20 protein-coding genes are annotated in these 17,399 nt (G+C 71.9%); 11 read left to right on the top strand and 9 right to left on the bottom strand.

Features of this window, described 5'->3' with window-relative positions; genetic code table 11:
• Positions 1-9: 9 nt before the first annotated feature.
• The gene (locus KSO98_RS17680) at positions 10-417 is read left to right on the top strand and encodes a hypothetical protein (protein ID WP_225287063.1); all 408 of its coding nucleotides are present in this window, start codon (positions 10-12) and stop codon (positions 415-417) included.
• On the opposite strand, the gene KSO98_RS17675 is transcribed toward KSO98_RS17680, so the two are convergent.
• On the bottom strand, positions 402-1,859 hold the full coding sequence (locus KSO98_RS17675; protein ID WP_225287097.1) for a protein adenylyltransferase SelO: 1,458 nt from the start codon (positions 1,857-1,859) through the stop codon (positions 402-404). The two genes, KSO98_RS17680 and KSO98_RS17675, sit on opposite strands and share 16 nt — an antisense overlap.
• A gap of 34 nt (positions 1,860-1,893) precedes the next feature.
• On the bottom strand, positions 1,894-2,274 hold the full coding sequence (locus KSO98_RS17670) for a DUF3224 domain-containing protein (protein WP_225287062.1): 381 nt from the start codon (positions 2,272-2,274) through the stop codon (positions 1,894-1,896).
• A 45-nt stretch (positions 2,275-2,319) separates the two neighbouring features.
• On the opposite strand from KSO98_RS17670, the gene KSO98_RS17665 reads away from it, so the two are divergent.
• On the top strand, positions 2,320-2,718 hold the full coding sequence (locus tag KSO98_RS17665) for a VOC family protein (RefSeq protein WP_225287061.1): 399 nt from the start codon (positions 2,320-2,322) through the stop codon (positions 2,716-2,718).
• Positions 2,719-2,721: 3 nt separating this feature from the next.
• Here KSO98_RS17665 and KSO98_RS17660 read toward each other — a convergent pair whose 3' ends face one another.
• Positions 2,722-3,264: a DUF488 domain-containing protein gene (locus KSO98_RS17660; protein ID WP_225287060.1), complete on the bottom strand. Its 543-nt coding sequence runs from the start codon at positions 3,262-3,264 to the stop codon at positions 2,722-2,724.
• A gap of 176 nt (positions 3,265-3,440) precedes the next feature.
• Here KSO98_RS17660 and KSO98_RS17655 point away from each other — a divergent pair, with 176 nt between their 5' ends.
• A complete protein-coding gene (locus tag KSO98_RS17655) occupies positions 3,441-6,113 on the top strand; it encodes a SpoIIE family protein phosphatase (RefSeq protein WP_225287059.1) in 2,673 nt (890 codons plus the stop codon).
• A 53-nt stretch (positions 6,114-6,166) separates the two neighbouring features.
• Positions 6,167-7,888, top strand: a complete 1,722-nt coding sequence (locus KSO98_RS17650) for a DEAD/DEAH box helicase (RefSeq protein ID WP_225287058.1) — start codon at positions 6,167-6,169, stop codon at positions 7,886-7,888.
• A 4-nt stretch (positions 7,889-7,892) separates the two neighbouring features.
• Here the strand turns inward: KSO98_RS17650 and KSO98_RS17645 are convergent, their stop codons facing one another.
• Complete coding sequence (locus tag KSO98_RS17645; RefSeq protein ID WP_225287057.1) at positions 7,893-8,627, bottom strand: SDR family NAD(P)-dependent oxidoreductase; 735 nt, start codon at positions 8,625-8,627, stop codon at positions 7,893-7,895.
• Between the two features lie 103 nt (positions 8,628-8,730).
• Between KSO98_RS17645 and KSO98_RS17635 the strand changes: the two genes are divergently transcribed.
• The 5 genes from KSO98_RS17635 (at position 8,731) to KSO98_RS17615 (ending at position 12,140) form a co-directional block, all read left to right on the top strand.
• Positions 8,731-9,576: a LysR family transcriptional regulator gene (locus tag KSO98_RS17635; RefSeq protein ID WP_308012789.1), complete on the top strand. Its 846-nt coding sequence runs from the start codon at positions 8,731-8,733 to the stop codon at positions 9,574-9,576.
• Positions 9,577-9,632: 56 nt separating this feature from the next.
• Positions 9,633-10,094, top strand: coding sequence for a MerR family transcriptional regulator (locus tag KSO98_RS17630; RefSeq protein WP_225287055.1), 462 nt, complete (start codon positions 9,633-9,635; stop codon positions 10,092-10,094).
• Between the two features lie 85 nt (positions 10,095-10,179).
• Positions 10,180-11,226: an alcohol dehydrogenase catalytic domain-containing protein gene (locus tag KSO98_RS17625; protein WP_225287054.1), complete on the top strand. Its 1,047-nt coding sequence runs from the start codon at positions 10,180-10,182 to the stop codon at positions 11,224-11,226.
• A gap of 33 nt (positions 11,227-11,259) precedes the next feature.
• A complete protein-coding gene (locus tag KSO98_RS17620) occupies positions 11,260-11,655 on the top strand; it encodes a (R)-mandelonitrile lyase (RefSeq protein WP_225287053.1) in 396 nt (131 codons plus the stop codon).
• A 53-nt stretch (positions 11,656-11,708) separates the two neighbouring features.
• A complete protein-coding gene (locus KSO98_RS17615; protein ID WP_225287052.1) occupies positions 11,709-12,140 on the top strand; it encodes a universal stress protein in 432 nt (143 codons plus the stop codon).
• A 3-nt stretch (positions 12,141-12,143) separates the two neighbouring features.
• On the opposite strand, the gene KSO98_RS17610 is transcribed toward KSO98_RS17615, so the two are convergent.
• Positions 12,144-12,299, bottom strand: coding sequence for a hypothetical protein (locus KSO98_RS17610; protein WP_225287051.1), 156 nt, complete (start codon positions 12,297-12,299; stop codon positions 12,144-12,146).
• 11 nt (positions 12,300-12,310) lie between these two features.
• Entirely contained in the window at positions 12,311-12,535 is a 225-nt protein-coding gene (locus KSO98_RS17605; RefSeq protein ID WP_225287050.1) for a DUF2188 domain-containing protein, read from the bottom strand.
• Between the two features lie 315 nt (positions 12,536-12,850).
• On the opposite strand from KSO98_RS17605, the gene KSO98_RS17600 reads away from it, so the two are divergent.
• Both KSO98_RS17600 and KSO98_RS17595 read left to right on the top strand, forming a co-directional pair.
• Positions 12,851-13,876: a hypothetical protein gene (locus KSO98_RS17600; protein ID WP_225287049.1), complete on the top strand. Its 1,026-nt coding sequence runs from the start codon at positions 12,851-12,853 to the stop codon at positions 13,874-13,876.
• 44 nt (positions 13,877-13,920) lie between these two features.
• A complete protein-coding gene (locus KSO98_RS17595; protein WP_225287048.1) occupies positions 13,921-14,157 on the top strand; it encodes a DUF3099 domain-containing protein in 237 nt (78 codons plus the stop codon).
• 6 nt (positions 14,158-14,163) lie between these two features.
• Here KSO98_RS17595 and KSO98_RS17590 read toward each other — a convergent pair whose 3' ends face one another.
• The 3 genes from KSO98_RS17590 to arfB all read right to left on the bottom strand — a co-directional run bounded on the left by KSO98_RS17590 (position 14,164) and on the right by arfB (position 17,398).
• Positions 14,164-14,991 (bottom strand): formate/nitrite transporter family protein, encoded by an 828-nt coding sequence (locus KSO98_RS17590; RefSeq protein WP_225287047.1) that lies wholly within the window; start codon positions 14,989-14,991, stop codon positions 14,164-14,166.
• A gap of 74 nt (positions 14,992-15,065) precedes the next feature.
• On the bottom strand, positions 15,066-16,877 hold the full coding sequence (locus KSO98_RS19005; protein WP_225287046.1) for a glycoside hydrolase family 43 protein: 1,812 nt from the start codon (positions 16,875-16,877) through the stop codon (positions 15,066-15,068).
• 122 nt (positions 16,878-16,999) lie between these two features.
• Complete coding sequence (arfB, locus tag KSO98_RS17580; RefSeq protein WP_225287044.1) at positions 17,000-17,398, bottom strand: alternative ribosome rescue aminoacyl-tRNA hydrolase ArfB; 399 nt, start codon at positions 17,396-17,398, stop codon at positions 17,000-17,002.
• Position 17,399 lies beyond the last annotated feature (1 nt).

Below are 17,399 nucleotides of genomic sequence, written 5' to 3'. Positions count from 1 at the left end.
GTGAGTGTCATGAAGCAACACGCTCTGCACAGCCCCGACCGCGGGGCCGCGATCCTCGGTCTCGTCGTCACCGCAGGCACCCACCTGCCGCTGGTGGGCGAGCACCTCGAGGAGGCGCCGTACGTCGGCTGGCTCTTCATCGCCCTGTCGGCGGCAGCACTGGTCCTGGCGCTGGCGCTGGTGATCGCCGACACGCCCCTCGTCTGGGCCGTCGCCGGCGCCGTCACCCTCGCGGCGGTGGTCGCGTTCGTCGCCTCGCGCACGATCGGCCTGCCGCTGATCGGCGATGACGTCGGCAACTGGTCCGAGCCGCTCGGCTATCCCGCCGTGGCCGCGGAGGTCGTGGTCGCGGTGGTGTCGGCGATGACGCTGCTGCGCACGCGCCGCGTGCCGACGCTCGGTCAGGTGCCGCAGTAGGTCACGTAGTGCCCGAAGTCGTCCGGTGCCGGCGTGGCGTAGCGCTCCAGACCTGAGCGCTCCTCGTACGGGTGCCTGACGACGTCGACGAGCCGCTCGAACGGCGCGAGGTCGCCGGCGGTGGCCGCGTCGAGCGCCTCCTCCACCAGGTGGTTGCGCGGGATGTAGACGGGGTTGGTCCGGTCCATCAGGGCGGCGTCGGGATCGAGCGCCTGCCAGCGGGCGAGCCACTCGTCGACCGCCACCAGATCGAGCACCAGCCCGCGCAGCGGTTCGGCGTCGCCGCGGGCCGCTGCACCGAGAGTACGGAAGCCGCTGGTCCAGTCGACGTGGTTGACGTGGAGGATCTTCAGCCACTCCTCGCTGAGACCGGACGCGATCTCGTCGTCCAGCCCCGCGGGCAGGCCGAGCTTCGCGGGGAGCCCCGCCGCGTACGTGGCGTCGTGCCGCTGCCGGAAGCCGGACAGCGCCTCCATCGCGATCGCCACGGCCGCGTCCTGGTCCTCGGCGAGCAGCGGGAGCAGCGTCTCGGCGAGCCGTGCGAGGTTCCACTGGGCGATGAGCGGCTGGTTGCCGTAGGCGTAGCGCCCGCCCCGGTCGATCGAGCTGAAGACGGTGGCCGGCTCGTAGGCCTCCATGAAAGCGCATGGCCCGTAGTCGATGGTCTCGCCGGAGATCGTCATGTTGTCGGTGTTCATCACGCCGTGGACGAAGCCGAGCAGCAGCCACTGCGCGACGAGGTCTGCCTGCGCCGTGGCGACGGCGTCCAACAGCGCGCGGTGCGGATGCTCCGCGGCGGCTGCGGCCGGGTAATGCCGCTCGATGGCGTGGTCCGCCAACCGGCGGAGCAGCGCGAGGTCCCCGGTGGAGGCGGCGAACTGGAAGGTGCCCACCCGCAGGTGGCTGCTCGCGACCCGGGTGAGCACCGCGCCGGGCAGGACGGTCTCGCGCTGCACGTCGCGCCCGGTGGCGAGGACCGCCAGCGAGCGGGTCGTCGGTACGCCGAGCCCATGCATCGCCTCGCTCATCACGTACTCCCTCAGCATCGGACCCACCGCCGCCCGGCCGTCACCGCCCCGCGCGAACGGCGTACGGCCCGACCCCTTGAGGTGCACGTCCCGGAGCCGGCCCTCGCCATCGGTCAGCTCACCGAGCAGCAGCGCGCGCCCGTCGCCGAGACGCGGCGCGTACCCGCCGAACTGGTGGCCCGCGTAGGCCTGCGCGACCGGCGTGGCGCCGGTCGGCAGGACGGTGCCGGTGAGCAGTCCGAGGCCATCGGGCCCCCGCAGGGCCTCCGGGTCGAGGCCGAGCTCCGCGGCCAGCGCCTCGTTGAGCGCCAGGACCTGCGGAGCCGGCGCCTCCTCGGCCTGCCAGGGCAGGGCCAGCTCGGGCAGCTCGCTGGCGAAGCGGTTGCCGAGCAGGAGGGCCAGAGACGTGGACATCACGTGCTCCACGCTACCGGCCGGGCGGTACGGCTCAGTCCAGCTCGTAGGTCAGCACGTAGCGGTGCTCGCCCTCGACGATCTCGAGGCGCAGGGTGCCCGTGATCCCGGTGAGCGCGCCGGTCCCCGAGCCGGGGACGATCGCGTACTGGAGTGCCTGGTCGCCGGCGTGCATGGTGCCGAGCTGCTGGAAGGCGAACGAGCCGCGCTTGCCGGCCAGCGTCCCGTCGACGGTCTCGAGCGCGACGTAGCCGGCCTCCCCCGCGGACGGGTCGCCGGCGGAGAGCAGGGTGCCGACTCCGGTGCCCGACAGATCGCCGCTCCACGTCTTGGCGAGGCTCATCCGGCCGATGCCGGCCTGGTCGTGCTCGACGGGCTCGATGCGGACCTCGAACGTTCCTTCTGCAGTGGCCATGGTCCGAGGCTAGGACCTGTCGTCCAGGGTCGATAGCGTCCGGGGGTGCCCTTGGAGCTCTTCTCACTCATCATCGACGACTACGACGCGGCGATCGCCTTCTTCAACGAGACCCTTGGCTTCGAGCTCGCGGAGGACGCGCCGTCGTTGACCACCGACGGACGCCCGAAGCGCTGGGTGGTCGTACGCCCGGCCGACGGCGGTGCGGGACTCGTGCTCGCCCGCGCGGACGGGCCGGAGCAGGTCGCCGCGATCGGCAACCAGTTCGCCGGCCGGGTCGGCCTCTTCCTCCGCGTCCGGGACTTCGACGCGACACTCGCGCGCCTCGGCGACGCCGGTTGCGAGCTCGTCCGCCCGGTCCGCGAGGAGCCCTACGGGCGCGTCTGCGTCTTCCGCGATCCCTGGGGCAACCAGTGGGACCTCCTCGGCGACCCCACCGGGTGAGGGCTACTCCCCCGCCGGGATCGCCGGGTAGTAGAGCCTGCCGTCGATCGACCGTGCCCCCGCCGAGGGCGGGTGCGGCGTCTCGCTGCCATCGTGGGCGAGGTGCCGGACGGGGACCTGATGCAGCAGGCTCGCCGCGTCGCTCACCAGGCGTCGATGGCAGCGCCACCAGAGGGTCTCGCTGCACATGATCGCGACGCGGCTGTCGCCGGGGTGGGCGACCAGCTCGTCGAGCCCGGCGCGGAACGGCTCGGTGCGCATGTACGCCGCGTACGCCCGGAATGCCTCCACGCGCCACCAGCCGTCGAGCTCCCCCTCGCGACCCGCCGGGACGCGGCGCCGGCCGCCGAGGCGCTCCTCCCACCGGTAGGCGATGCCCGCGGCGGGCAGTCGCTCACGCAGCGCGTCGCGAGCGACGCTGGGATCGCGTCGACTCCCGGGGAAGCGGCGTACGTCGACGATCAGGCCGACGCCAGCCGACGTCAGCAGGTCGACCAGCGCCTCGGCGTCCGCCGTACCGTGACCCACGGTGAGCAGCTCCTCCATCCGCACCTCCTTCGCTGTCCTCGGCGCCAGCATCGGGCGCCGCGACCGTGTGCCGTCGCGTCGGCTACCTGGTGGCCGAAGCGACCACGACGTTGCCAGGGCTGTGCGACGATACGTCCACCAGGGGTACCGCGCCAGGGCGCGGCAAGCCGTACGAGGTCGGAACGAGGTCCGTCATGGCGGAGGATCCGGCCGACGGCCGGTCAGGCCCTGCTGACGCGCGCGATGCCGACGAGATGCGCTGGGACACTCTCGGCTACGAGGGCCGCGAGCAGGGGCGCGGACGCATCGCCGCGCTCGACCGCCTGAGTGAGCTCGCCGCTCGCATCATGAGCGCGTCGGCAGCGCAGATCTCCCTGATCGACGAGGAGCAGCACGTCGTCGGTGCTGCCGGCCGTGCCGTCACGCTACCGGGGAGGATCCCGGTGACGCAGTCCCTGTGCGCCCGCGTCGCATCGGACGGCGAGCCGCTGCGGATCGCGGATGCCGCGATCGACCCCCGCGTGGCCGATCTCCCGGCCGTCACGCACGGCGTGCTGGGCGCCTACCTCGGCGTGCCCCTGCGCGTCGCCGGCGTCGTGGTGGGCGCGCTGTGTGTCTTCGAGGAGACGCCTCGGTCCTGGACGGTCGAGGAGGAGGGCGTCCTCGAGTCGCTCGCGCAGTCGGTCTCGGTGGAGCTGGAGCTGAGCTCGCTGGAGTCCAGCTATGAAGGTGAGCGGATCATCTGGCAGCTGGCGATCGACGCCGGCGGGGTCGGGGCCTTCGACTGGGATCTCGTCACCGGGAAGCTGCACTGGGACGAGCGGCTCCTGCGGCTGTTCGGGCTCGACCACGACACCTTCGGTGGGACGATCGAGGCGTTCACGGCCTGCGTGCACCCGGACGACCGGCAGCGGGTGTCCGACGCCCTCGCCCATGCCATCGAGACGGCCGGCGCCTACGACGCGGAGTACCGGGTCGTGCTGCCCTCGGGCGAGGTCCGGTGGATCGCGGCCCGCGGCCGAGCACTCGCCGGCCCCGACGGTCGGACCGTGCGGCTCCTCGGCGCGGCCTCCGACACGACAGCGGTGCAGCAGGAGGAGACACGCGTCGCCAGGGTGCTCGAGTCGATGCCGACGGCGTTCTTCAGCCTCGATCGCACCTGGCGCTTCACCTACGCGAACGGCGAGGCGAAGCGGCTCCTGGGAGCCATCGGAGTGGACTTCGTCGGCAGGGTGATCTGGGAGGCCTTCCCGGCCGCGGTGGGCACCGAGTTCGAGCAGCAGTACCGCCACGCCATGGACACGGGCGAACCCGTGACGTTCGAGGCCTCCTACCCGCCACCCCTGGACGCGCGCTACGAGGTCCGCGGGTGGCCCACCCCCGAGGGCCTCTCGGTCTACTTCGTCGACATCACCGCTCGCCACGCCGCTCAGGAGGCCCTCGATCGGGCGAGCAGCCGCGCCGCCCTGCTGGCGGAGGCCAGCGCCGCGATGGCGGACACCTGGGAGCCGGACACGGCAGTGCGTCGTCTCGCCCGGATCGTCGTGCCTGCCCTCGGCCAGTGGAGCGTGGTCACCCTCGCCGACCGCGGCAAGCCATCGAGCGACGACTGGCGGCGCGGCTTGCGCGACGCCGGCTGCTGGCACGCCGAGGAGGGGAAGCGGCACCTGGTCGAGCGCTACGCGCAGACGCGCCTGCCGTCACTGAGCGAGACCTCGTTCCTGGCCGGGGCGCTGCGTGCGACCGCCCCGATCGTGATCAACGAGAACGCGTACGAGGCGATCGCCACCGTGTTGGCGCCGGGTGAGGCGAGGGACCTGTGTCTGGAGCTGGCTCCCGGCGCCGCCGTCGTGGTGCCGCTCCGGGCGCGCGGCCGCACCCTCGGTCTCATGACGGTCTTCCGCGACCTCGAGACCGGTCCGTTCACTCCCGAGACCGTGGCCGTTCTCAAGGAGCTCGGCGATCGCGCCGGCCTGGCACTCGACAACGCGCGCCTCTACGCGAGCCAACGTGATCTGGCCGAGGAGCTCCAGCGCAGCATGATGACGCCGCCGCCCGAGCCCGACCACCTGCAGATCGCAGTGCGTTACCTGCCTGCCGCCGAGGTGGCCCAGGTCGGCGGCGACTGGTACGACTCGTTCATGCAGCCGGAAGGAGCCACGGTCGTCGTCATCGGCGACGTGCTCGGCCACGACACCGCTGCTGCCGCTGCGATGGGACAGCTGCGCAACATGCTTCGCGGGATCGCGGCGGTCACCGATGCGGGACCCGCCGCGCTGCTGACCCAGGTCGACCAGGCGATGGCGCGGCTGATGATCAAGATCACCGCCTCCACCACCGTGGCACGCCTCGAGCAGACTCCCGAGGAGCGCGCCCAGGGCCGGACGCGACTGCGCTGGTCCAACGCGGGCCACCCGCCGCCCATCGTCGTCGCGCATCCCGACAGCGACGACGACGCGCCACGCACCCAGGTGCTGTGGGGCCGCCGTTCGAACGTGCTGTTGGGGCTCGACCTCGATCTTCCCCGCGACGAACAGGTGGCGACGCTGCGACGAGGCAGCACACTGCTCTTCTACACCGACGGCTTGATCGAGCGTCGCGGTGAGGTCATCGACGAGGGAATCGAGCGGCTTGCGGCGGCCCTGACCGAGCTCGTCGGCGAGGGTCTGCCTCTCGAGGATCTCTGCGACGAGCTGTTGGTCCGCATGCTGCCCGGACGTCCCGACGACGACGTCGCCCTCCTCGCCGTCCGGCTCCACCACGAGGACGAGGCCAGACCGGCCGAGGCAGGACCCCAGCAGGTTCCCGACGACGTCCCCGCGCCGCCCGGCCGGCCCGCAGCCGGTGGCCCCGGCCCCGTCTCCTGAGCACCGTGGCGAGGCGCCTCCCTCCAGCGCGCGGGCACCTGTAACGTCCGGGCGTGCCTCCTCGCCGTTCCAGCCCCCGCCGCCGCAGCTCGGGCGCGCGCACGAGCGGGGCGCAGCGGCCGCTGCCGTTCGTCGGACCGGGTGAGCGCCTGTGGGTGCTCGACGTCCCGTACGGCACGCAGGTCGACGGCGCGAGCTGGCACCCGGCGGTCAAGACGCACCTCTTCGTGGGTCGCGCGCTGCCGAGTCATCTGCAGCCGTACGCGCCCGGCCCGCACACGCTCGGCCGCTTCATCGAGAACATCCTCAACCCCGACAGCCCGTCCCCGAGCCCCGCGGCGACCGAGAGCCTCGAGCCGAGGCGGATCCAGTTCGAGGCGGCCGATGCGATCGCGGAGCGCGCTGCGGCCGGGGGCCGGATGTTCCTGCTGGCCGACGAGCCCGGTGTCGGCAAGACGATCTCGGCCGTCCTCGGCGCGACCGCCGTCGGCGACCTCCGCCGGGCGCGCCGCGTGCTGGTCGTCGCCGATCGCCCCGCTGCGATCACGATCGGCCACTGGTGCCGCACGATCACGGCACTCGGCGACGGCGGCCTCGAGTGGGTCGTCATCACCTGGGACCGGCTCGAGAAGGTCGTGGACCACACCTGGGACGTGATCATCGCCGACGAGGCCCACGCGCTCCGCCGTACGACCACGAAGCGCTGGAAGCTCTGGGCGCGGATCTCGGGGCACGGGAAGCCGCACGACCGGGCGCCGTTCGTCATCGCCACCACCGCCACGCCCGGTCACACGCCCCTCGAGCTGCCCTACCTCGCGCCGGCGTACGCGCAGATCCTCGGCGAGCCGATGACGGAGTGGACCTCCGCGACCCGGCCGGCCGACAGCTTCGCCTCCGCGCTCGAGCGCCACGGCGTCGGGGTGGAGCAGGGCCGGTACGGCGCGTCGTGGACCACCGACCCTGCGCGCCGCGCCGCTGACCTCAAGCTGGTGCGCGGCTGGCTCGACGAGGAGCGACCGCCCGCGATGCTGCACCGTGCGGCCCCCTGGGGCCCGGTGCCGATCGCCGGGATGCCCGTGACGCTCAGCCTGCAGGAGCGCGAGGCGTACGAGGCCGAGTGGGGCGCGTTCTGTCGCGAGATGGACATCGCCCGGCGCGGCCGCAACGTCGCCAAGGGACGCGCCGCACTGCTGCGCTTCCGGCAGAAGGCCGGCCTCATCCGCGTCGACTCGACGGTCGACTGGATCGCCCAGCAGGTCCAGGCCGAGCGACAGGTGGCCTGCTCGGTGGAGTTCGTCGCGACCGCCGCCGACCCGATCGCCGACCGGTTGCGTGACTCCGGGATCGAGGTCGCCACCATCTACGGCCGCGACCGGTTCGACGCCGAGGCCGAGCGGCTCCGCTTCCAGACCGGGCAGGCGAAGGTCTGCGTCTTCACCACCGTCGCCTCGATCAGTCTGCACGCCGGCGAGACCCTTGCCGACGGCCGCCAGGCGAGCACCGAGCCGCGCGTCGGCGTCTTCCACCAGGCCCGCTTCTCCGGCATCGCCGGGCGCCAGGTCACCGGCCGCACCCACCGTGACCACCAGGTCTCGCCATGGCACATCGCCTACGCCGAAGGCACCGTCGAGGAGCAGGTCGGCAAGGTGATGGTGGAGCGCATCGCCGCCGCCTCCGACGCCGTCGGCAGCGACACCACCGGCCTCGCCGACGTCGCTCAGCTCCTCGGGGCCGACTGGCTGCCGACCGCCAGTCTCACCGAGGACGGAGCCTGACCTCCTACCAGGGCTGGATGCCGGTCTCGTCGCGGAAGGTCCCGCTCGGGCCGCCATCGGGCAGCGTCGCGAGCTCGAGGAAGATCGCGGCACCCTGCTCCGGCGTCCGGAACCCCTGGTGGTTGTTGAGGTCGGTCGCGACGTAGCCGGGGCAGCCGGCGTTGATCAGGATGCCGGTCTCGGCGAGCTCCTTGGCGTACTGGATCGTGATCGCGTTGAGGTAGCTCTTCGTCGGGGAGTACGCCGCCGAGATCGGTCCGACCGCCTCCGCCTGGGCGGTCTGGAGGGTGAGCGAGCCGACCGTGCTCGAGACGTTGACGATGCGCGGCGACGCGGACCGCCGCAGCAGCGGCAGCATCGCGTTCGTGACCCGGATGACGCCGACCACGTTGGTGTCGACGACGGCGAGCACCTGCTCGGCGCTGACCCTGGTCGGCTCCTGCGGCATGCCGCCGGTGATGGCGGCGTTGTTGACCAGCACGTCCAGCCCGCCCTCCTCCTCCAGCTGCGAGGCCGCGGCGGCGACGCTGGCGTCGTCCGTCACGTCCAGCGGTACGCCGAAGACGTCGAGTCCCTCGGCCCGCAGCTTGCTCACGGCATCCTCACGCCGGCCGGCGTCGCGTGCGCCGACGCCGACCCGGAACCCGCGCCGGGCCAGGCCGGCCGCGATCTCGTAGCCGATGCCCTTGTTCGCGCCGGTGACCAGCGCGATGTTCTTGTCAGTGGTGTCCTGTGCCATGTCTCGATCCTGCGTCGATGCAGGGGCACGGTTCCAAGACCGATCAGGTCGGATCGGATACCTAGCCGGTATGAACCCAGGTGAGCGGCGTAGTGTCGGCGACGTGGAGACCCGGGAGCTGCGCTACTTCGTCGCTGTCGCCGAGGAGTCGCACATCGGACGGGCGGCCGAGCGGCTCGGTATGGCGCAGCCGCCGCTGTCGCGCGCCATCGCCCAGCTCGAGCGTCGTCTCGGCGCGCGCCTGTTCGACCGGACGCCACGCGGTGTGACGCTCACGAGCGCGGGCGAGACCCTCCTGCGCGAGGGACGCGCAGCGCTCGCCGCGGTCGAGGCCGCCGAGCGCCGCACCCGCCGTACCGTCGAGACGGCCCGCCGCCCCTCGGTCGTGCTGACGGCCAAGGCCGGCGCGTCCAGCGAGCTGATGGCCAAGCTCCTCGACGCGTACGCCGCCGAGCCCGACGCCGTCGAGGTCGAGGTGGTGCTGAGCCCGCCCGGCCACCAGGCGCTGATGCTGCGCGACGGACGCGCGGACGTCGCGCTCCTGCACCGGCCCTTCGACGACCTGAGCGGCTTCGACGTCGAGACCCTGACCGTCGAGGACCAGGTGCTGATCCTGCCGGCCGGACACCCCGTCAGCGCCCGGAGCTCGATCACCGCCGCCGAGGCGGCGTCGATCCCCGGCCTGCCGCTCCCCCGCTGGCCGCACCTGGACGGCAGCTACCCCGACGGCCCCGGTCCGGAGCTGCGCGACCTGACCCAGGTGCTGCAGCTCGTACGACTGGGTCGCGCCGCGATCATGCTGCCCGACTCCGCACGCGCGAACATGCGCGAGGGGCTGGCGGTGGTCCCCCTGTCGGACGCCCCGCAGGTCACCACCGTGATCGCGTGGCCGCCCCACAGCACCTCGCCCGCCGTGGCCGGCCTGGTCCGCGCGGCCACCCGACTCTGAGGTGTGATCGGCACGACCTTTGACTTCAAGTACTTGAAGTTCCTACGGTCGTCAGAGTGACTTCGAGGACGACGCAGCGCAGCTACACGATCAAGGAGGCGGCAGCCCTGACGGGGCTCCCGGCGAGCACGCTGCGCTACTACGAGTCGATCGGCGTCATCGCACCTGTCAGCCGCGGAGCCAGCAGCAAGCACCGCGTCTACGACGAGGACGACCTCGACCAGATCATGTGGGTCGCCTGCCTCGCTGCCACGGGCATGTCCGTCGGCGACATGCGCACGTACGTCGAGAACGGCCTGCTCGGACCTGCGGCCGCCACCGAGCAGATGCAGCTGCTGCGGGAACAGGAGCTGCGGCTCGCTGCCGAGGCCGAGCAGATCGCGCTGCGCCGACGGTACGTCGCTTTGAAGATCGACTACTGGGACGCGGTGCGGGCAGGCGATGACGCGCGCACCGCACTGCTCACGACCGAGGCTCGCACCCTCGCCGACGAGCTCAAGCGCGGCTCGAGGCGCTGAACCACCAGCCACCCACCACCCGAGCGCACGACCCGGCGGACCCCCGGTCCGCGGTCCGGGCGCCCCCACAACAGAAGGACGAATGATGAAGGCAGCAATCTTCAAGGGCGAGCGACAGATCGTCGTCGAGGACCGCCCCAAGCCCACGATCGTCGAGCCGACCGACGCCGTCGTACGTGTCGTCATGGCGTGCGTCTGCGGATCCGACCTGTGGTTCTATCGCGGGATCTCCGAGCTGAGCCACGGCGGCGTCGGTCACGAGTTCATCGGCGTGGTCGACCAGATCGGAGACGGCGTCGACGACCTGGCGGTCGGCGACTTCGTCATCTCGCCGTTCTCCTGGAGCGACGGCACCTGCAAGAACTGCCAGAGCGGCTTCCACACCGCCTGCGTCCACGGCGGCTTCTTCGGCCAAGGCGGTGAGGGCGATGGCGGTCAGGCCGAGTACGTCCGCGTTCCCCATGCCGACGGCACCCTGCTCACGGTGCCGGGCGCAGCGTTCGACGAGAAGACGATGGCGTCGCTGCTCGCCCTGACTGACGTGATGAGCACCGGCTACCACGCGGCGGTCAGCGCAGGGGTCACGTCCGGCGACACCGTCGCCGTGGTCGGCGACGGAGCGGTCGGCCTCTGCGGCGTCCTCGCGGCTCGGCTGCTGGGCGCGGCGCGCATCATCGTGCTGGCCAGCACCCACGAGAGCCGGCACGCCCTGGCCCGTGAGTGGGGCGCCACCGACGTCATCACCGTCCGTGGCGAGGCCGCCGTCAGGGCACTCCACGACCTGACCGATGGCTACGGCGCGGACGCCGTGCTGGAGTGTGTCGGGACCACGGAGTCCACCGAGACCGCGTTCGCCATCGCGAAGGCCGGCGCGATCGTGGGGCGGGTGGGTGTCCCGCACGACGCCGTGGTCGACGCGGAGGGCACGTTCTACCGCAACGTCGGCATGCGCGGCGGCCCTGCACCGGCACGCGCCTACCAGCCGCAGCTGCTCGCGGCGGTCCTCGACGGCTCCATCGACCCGGGCCGGGTCTTCGACCTCACCACCGACCTGGACCACATCGCCGAGGCGTACGCCGCGATGGACGAACGCCGCGCGATCAAGGCCCTCATCCGAGTCAGCGACCGCTGACACCACCACCGCGACAGCACAGGAGAAGCCACCATGAAGTACGTCCAGAGCAGCGGAACGACCGCCACCGGCCCCGCCGACTGGTTCACCGGCGCCGTCTACATCGACGGCGTGCAGAGCCCGAGTGAGGACTCCCCACTCAGCTGCGCCCACGTCCGATTCACCCCGGGCGCCCGTACCGTCTGGCACACCCATCCCAAGGGCCAGACCCTGTACGTCACCGACGGCATCGGCTACGTCGGCACCCGCGGCGAGGCGGTGCAGGAGATCCGTCCCGGGGACGTCGTGTTCATCGCTCCCGGCGAGGAGCATTGGCACGGTGCCACGCCGGACCGGTTCATGGCACACGTCGCCCTCAACGAGGCGGACGAGCAGGGCCGGGTCGTCACCTGGCTGGACCCGGTCACCGAGGAGGAGTACAGCCGCTGACGCATGGCGCTAGGCTCGGCGCGTTCGCATCGGACTCACTGAGGGAGCACACCATGGGCGTCATCGTCGTCGGAGTCGACGGAAGCGAGCCGGCCGCGCAGGCCGCTCTGGCGGCAGCACGTCTGGCGGTGGCTCTGGACGCCGAGCTCCGCGTCGTGTGTGCCTACGGCAACTACGAGGTCGAGCGCATCACCGAGGACCGCGACCTGGTCTTCACGACCGTCGAGCCGGCCACCCAGGTGGCCGAGCAGACGATCGCGCGCCTGCTCAACGTCTACCCGAACCTCGACGTCTCCGCGCAGGCAGCGGGCGGCAAGCCTGCCGACGCGCTGCTCGAGGTCGCGACCAGCGTCGACGCCGACATGATCGTGGTCGGCAACAAGCGGGTGCAGGGCGCGTCGCGGATCCTCGGCAGCATCGCGACCGAGGTCGCCCGCAAGGCGCAGTGCGACCTGCACATCGTCTACACGCACGCCCGGGGCTGACGCTCACCCCTCGGCGAGCCCGGTCTCCTCTCCGCGGTCCGCCTCCGCGGCCAGCCCGTCGCCCTCGGAGTCGGCGTCGAGCCGCTCCTGGACGTCGTCCATCTCGTCACGCTTGGACGCCTCGTCCCGCTCCGAGGCCTGCTGCTGCTCGTCGCTCATCTCGCCGCCCCTCAACCGCGGATGTCGCGCGGGTCGTGACCGTGGGTGCTGCGCTCCCCGATCGTGCCGTCGAGGTTGCGGATGATGTGCTCGACCTTCAGGTCACGGGCCCGATCGCGTCCTTCGGCGACCGCGTCCTCCTTGCGGTCGTGCGAGCCGAAGACCTCCGTGGTCCCCTCGACGCGGTTGTGCCACCTGTCGTCCTGGTGGAAGGTCTCGATGTCGCCGTGCGGCATGATCGTGCGCTCCTTTCGCGAGGCTGCGATGCAGGTGCCCCGTTCCGACGCCTCACCAACACGCGCCCACGCCCGTACGGGCACGAAGGCCGTCCTCGCCGCGGGCTAGCGCCCCTCTCCGTGCCCCGACGCACACGAGCGCCCCGCGACTTCGGGGTCGCTGGGGCGCTCGGCGTGTTGTGCCACGTGCGTAACGGGCGAGGACCCAGTGCCCGATCGACCCTGATCCAAACCTGGCGCTCACCGTCTAGCATCCTGACCTCCACGCCAGACGGGACACGCACGTCCCGACGGCCCTTCCTCCGGAGTCCCACCATGCGCTCGTACCGCTCCGCCCTGCTCGCCGTCCCCGCCCTGGCTCTCGGCGCAGCTCTCGTCCCCGTCGGCGCGTACGCGGACACCGCGACGACGACGATCAGCACCACCGAGCTCGTCAATGCGCTGAAGGCCGCCGAGGCGCCCACCGCCGGAGCGGCCACGGGCGGCTGGGTCGCTCAGGGCACCGACGCCGCGAAGGGCAGCCCGAGCGTCAGCATCAAGGCGATCTACGCGGTCGACCGGGGCTCGGTGAACGTCGACGACTACACGATGCTCGAGGCCCAGCACTCGGGGACCTACATGCCGCTCAGCACCCTCGGCACCCCGCGCGTGGTCATGCGGTCGCTCAGGGCGGTCAAGAAGCCGCACGCCACCTGGATCTTCGTGCCGGACCGCAGCCTCGATCTCCGGGATCCGGCACGCGACAGCGTCATCGCGGGCGCCGCCCCCGATCTGCTGCTGGCGCAGGCCGTCGATCCGGCTCGGACGCGGGTGACCGGAACCCCGTCGAAGACCGTCGCCGCGGACGGGTCGACGACGTACTCCTTCGTGCAGAAGGACCTGAAGGATGACGCGAACTCCGGGTCGGTCAGCATGACGATCGACGCCGACGGCGTCTGCACCGCCTTCACGGTGGTGACGGCGACAGAGACCGACACCGCCGGATTCACCTACGGGCCCCAGCAGGTCACGCTGCCGTCGGCCGCGAGCACCATCACGATGCAGCTGTTCACCGAGGGCTCCTTCCTCGCGGACCTGCCGCGTGCGGTGAAGGGCGCGGCGACCCAGGTCGCCAAGCAGGCGACCCGACGCGCGCACCACCACGCCGTGACGGCGGACGCCATCCGCACCGCGGCCAAGCGGGGTGCCAAGCTCGCGAACAGGGCCATCGGGGCGAAGGACTTCAGCACCCGGTCCATCGCCGGCGGCGTCCGGATCACCGGCACCAACCGCTACCTGCACAAGCACGTCGCCTACACCGTCACCGCGGCCGGTACGAAGGCCCTCGCTCACAAGGCCTGATCGCGCCGGGCCTGACCGCTTGACGCTCGTGCCATCGTGGACGGATGGCACGAGCGCGGCGGTCCTACACCGTCACCGGCGTGCGGCGGGCGCAGAGCGAGCGCCTGCGCGTGCGCCGGCGCTGGTACGTCGTCCTGATGGGCACGTGTGTGGTCCTGATCGTGCTGGCGTGGAACGTCGTGCGGCTGTGGTCGACGACCGCGGCCGTCGTGATGTCGGTGTTCGCCGCCGTGTTGGCGCCGGTCGCGGTGATCGTCGCCAACTGGGGCGAGGACCACTGACACCACTCAGTCGTCGTCGTTCTCCGCCCGGCTCTCGGCCACCCGGTGCGGCACCCGCAGGAGACGGATGCCCGTGACGAGGACGAGCCCGCCGATCAGGTTGCCGAACGTCGCCCACCCCAAGGCCTGCAGCCAGTCGAGATAGCCGTAGTCGGCATCGCCGGTGAGAAGCCCGGCGAACATCAGGATCGAGTCCAGCACGGAGTGGAAGAGCTGGGCGCCGACGAGCACGAACGACATGAGCACCGCCGCCACCAGCCGCACGCCGAGGTTGTCGGTGGCGTGCTGCATGCGGGTCAGCAGGGTGATCACCGCGCCGGCCAGCACGGCGAGGAAGAACGATCGCCAGGAGATCCCGAGGTGGGCATAGTGAGATCCGGCCTCGACCGCGACCGCACGCACCTCGGGCAGCGCCACCACGGTCATCGCCGCCATCGCGAGACCCGCGACGAGGTTGGCCACCAGGGTCACCACCCACAGCCTGATCAGCTGCGTGAGCGTGCCGACCTTGGCGACCACGGCAGTCACCGGCACCAGGAAGTTCTCGGTGAACAACTCGCTGCTGGCGAGCAGCAGGGCCGCGAATCCGATGGGGAACGCCATCGACGCCAGCAGCGGATTGCCGGTCTTCGCCTCCACCACGAGGTAGATGAGCACACCGATCCCGACGTCCACGCCACCGAGCAGGCCGGTGGACAGCAGCGGCAGCAACGGCCGGTCGAGGCGCTCGTGCCCTTCGTCGAGCAGACGCTCGTACGCCTCCTCCAACGCCGGCTCGGAGCGAGCGCCCTTCGGCGCGACCACATCACCGGAACCACCCGACGGTCGGGCCACGGGATCCCCCTCTCGTCGGGCTGTCCCCCTCGGTTCCCCCTCGGCGCAGCCGCAACGCGTGGCACGCACGGGATCTACTGAGACATCCTCCGAACGCTCAGCGTGTGGTGGCGCGTGCTGCGCGCCAGCGTGGCGATGTGGAGCCGGCGCCCGCCGGTGCCGACGTGACCGCGCTGCCAGGCGGCGTACGCCAACCGCAGCCGGCCGCGCGCGTCGGTGAAGGCTGACGCACCGCCCGGACCGGCGATCCGGCCCCTGCTGGCGAGTAGCGGCCCACGCCGCGGCTTGGTGCAGGGCCCGGCGGGCGTACGGCAGATCGCGTAGCCGGTCGCATAACGGCTGGTGCTGAAGTGGTTCGCCGAGTAGAAGAGGTAGAGCGTGCCTCGGTAGCGGATCATCGAGGGGTTCTCCACGATCACGCTCTCCCACCGCTGCGTGAAGGTGAGCAGGTCGTGCCGGCGGCTGCCGCGCGCCCAGCCGGTCCCCCGGTCGTTGAGCCGACGCATCGCCAGTCGGCCCTTGCGATGGTGCGGGATCCCCTCCGCGGCCCACGTCAGATAGACGTGATGGGTGCGCGGGTCGACGAAGATGTTCGGGTCGATCACACCGAAGAAGGTCGTGGGGTCGCACAGCAGCGGCCGGGCGAGCGGCCAGTACGGACCTGCCGGACCGGACGCGACCGCGAGCCCGATGCACGAGTGCCGGTGCTGTCCCGCGGTGGCACGCGTCGCCGCGCTGAACGCCGCGAGGTAGCGGTGCTTCCCGAGCCGGGCCAGCGAGGGCGCCCACTGCGAGATCCGCTTGACGTTCTCCCGGGTGTGGGTGCGCGCGGCCCACCGCGGCGCGGACGGGAGCGCGTCGTTGTAGTGCGGCCAGCTGGTGTAGTCGTAGTAGTTCGGCAGCGCCTCGCGCGGTCGCCACGCCCGCAGGTTCGTGCTGGTCAGCACGGGCAGGTTGAGGTTCGAGCTCGTCGTCGCGGCGGCGTAGTAGCGCTTCCCCATGCGGATCACGGTCGGGTCGGCGAAGTTGCCCGTATAGCGGTCGAGCCGCGGCGAGAAGGACACGCTCGGGGTGTACCTCACGTGTCGCCGCATCCACGCCGGCACGGCGATGTGCGCGCTCAGCGCCGTGCGCAGCCGCCACGTCCGCCCGTAGGTGACCGGGTGGGCCGTCGAGACGCCCGGACCGGCCACCGGCGTGATCGCGAGCCGGGTCGAGGCCGTCACCGGCACCACGGCCGCGAACGTGCCGTCGGCGCTCGTCTGGCGGGTGGTGAGGACCTTCGTGGAGCGTGCGTCGCGCACGACGACCCGGCCGCCGCCGAAGACCCGCGTGGTCCCGTCGCTGCGCTGGGCGTGCAGGGTGCCGGTGACGCGCACGTACGGACGCCGCTCGCCGCGCACACCGTACGGCGTGGAGGTGGTGATGTCGCTGACGGTGGCGGCGCAGCGCCGGTAGCGGACGTGGAAGACGTGGCTGAAGCCGTCGCCGCTCACCTCGAACGCGCTCAGGCGCTGGGCCAGGTGCACGGGATGGATGCGCCCCGCCGGGCCGGTCGTGCCGCGCTGGTCGTGCCACTCGGGGCTCCGCGCGCTCTGCCAGTAGACCGCGTAGTCGCTCCGGCCCTTGGGCAGCTTCGTGCGGCGGTCACGCAGGCGTGCCGCGATCGTCGTGTCGCGCGGGCACAGAGCGACGGTGCTCTCGCCGCCGTTGCGCGCGCGCACGTGGACGCCGTTGACGGTGACCGTCGCGATCTCCGGGCGCAGCAGCGTGCCGGCCGCCTGCAGGTCGCCTCCGGAGACGAGGGCGCAGGTCGCGGCGAGGACCACGAGGGTGGCGAGGCCGGCGATCAGACGGCGTCGGACGACCGAGACGAAGTGGTTCACAGACAAGGCATTCCGGGTCGGGCGCGGGACGGGCGAGCAAGACCGTACGTGCCCGGCGGCGTCGATCCGGAATCCACGCCGACACTGTCAGCGGACTGTCAGATCCGTCGGGCGACGGCGGGTCAGTCGGTCGGTCGACCACGCAACCGCTTGGTCTCCGAGCGGCGCTTCTTCGCATCCACCCGACGGCGCTGCGAGCCCTTCGACGGCTTGGTCGGCACGCGTCGCGCGGGCGGCGGCTTGAGCGCGTCGCCGAGCACTGCCGCCAGCCGCTCCTCGGCCGCCTGCCGGTTGCGATGCTGGGATCGGTGCTCGGAGGCGACCACCACGACCTGCTCGCCGAGTCGCGCGAGCAGGCGCTGCTTGAGCGCCTCCGGGAAGACGTCGGACGCGGCGAGGTCATAGGTCAGCTGGACCCGCGTGTCGGTGGTGTTGACATGCTGCCCGCCCGGGCCGGACGCACGGGAGAACTTCCACGCCAGCTCGGCGTCGGGGACGGTGTGGCCGCGCACGGTGATCATG

It is taken from the genome of Nocardioides nematodiphilus (assembly GCF_020216525.1).
Classification (GTDB): domain Bacteria; phylum Actinomycetota; class Actinomycetes; order Propionibacteriales; family Nocardioidaceae; genus Nocardioides; species Nocardioides nematodiphilus.
The sequence above is the reverse complement of the archived record's forward strand: the minus strand, read 5'-3'. Positions and strand labels throughout refer to the sequence as shown.

Coding starts and splice junctions, on each gene's coding strand:
- KSO98_RS17680 (WP_225287063.1), top strand. CDS start 10: ATGAAGCAACACGCTCTGCACAGCCCCGACCGCGGGGCCGCGATCCTC.
- KSO98_RS17675 (WP_225287097.1), bottom strand. CDS start 1,859: ATGTCCACGTCTCTGGCCCTCCTGCTCGGCAACCGCTTCGCCAGCGAG.
- KSO98_RS17670 (WP_225287062.1), bottom strand. CDS start 2,274: ATGGCCACTGCAGAAGGAACGTTCGAGGTCCGCATCGAGCCCGTCGAG.
- KSO98_RS17660 (WP_225287060.1), bottom strand. CDS start 3,264: ATGGAGGAGCTGCTCACCGTGGGTCACGGTACGGCGGACGCCGAGGCG.
- KSO98_RS17655 (WP_225287059.1), top strand. CDS start 3,441: ATGGCGGAGGATCCGGCCGACGGCCGGTCAGGCCCTGCTGACGCGCGC.
- KSO98_RS17645 (WP_225287057.1), bottom strand. CDS start 8,627: ATGGCACAGGACACCACTGACAAGAACATCGCGCTGGTCACCGGCGCG.
- KSO98_RS17625 (WP_225287054.1), top strand. CDS start 10,180: ATGAAGGCAGCAATCTTCAAGGGCGAGCGACAGATCGTCGTCGAGGAC.
- KSO98_RS17620 (WP_225287053.1), top strand. CDS start 11,260: ATGAAGTACGTCCAGAGCAGCGGAACGACCGCCACCGGCCCCGCCGAC.
- KSO98_RS17615 (WP_225287052.1), top strand. CDS start 11,709: ATGGGCGTCATCGTCGTCGGAGTCGACGGAAGCGAGCCGGCCGCGCAG.
- KSO98_RS17610 (WP_225287051.1), bottom strand. CDS start 12,299: ATGAGCGACGAGCAGCAGCAGGCCTCGGAGCGGGACGAGGCGTCCAAG.
- KSO98_RS17605 (WP_225287050.1), bottom strand. CDS start 12,535: ATGCCGCACGGCGACATCGAGACCTTCCACCAGGACGACAGGTGGCAC.
- KSO98_RS17600 (WP_225287049.1), top strand. CDS start 12,851: ATGCGCTCGTACCGCTCCGCCCTGCTCGCCGTCCCCGCCCTGGCTCTC.
- KSO98_RS17595 (WP_225287048.1), top strand. CDS start 13,921: ATGGCACGAGCGCGGCGGTCCTACACCGTCACCGGCGTGCGGCGGGCG.
- arfB (WP_225287044.1), bottom strand. CDS start 17,398: ATGATCACCGTGCGCGGCCACACCGTCCCCGACGCCGAGCTGGCGTGG.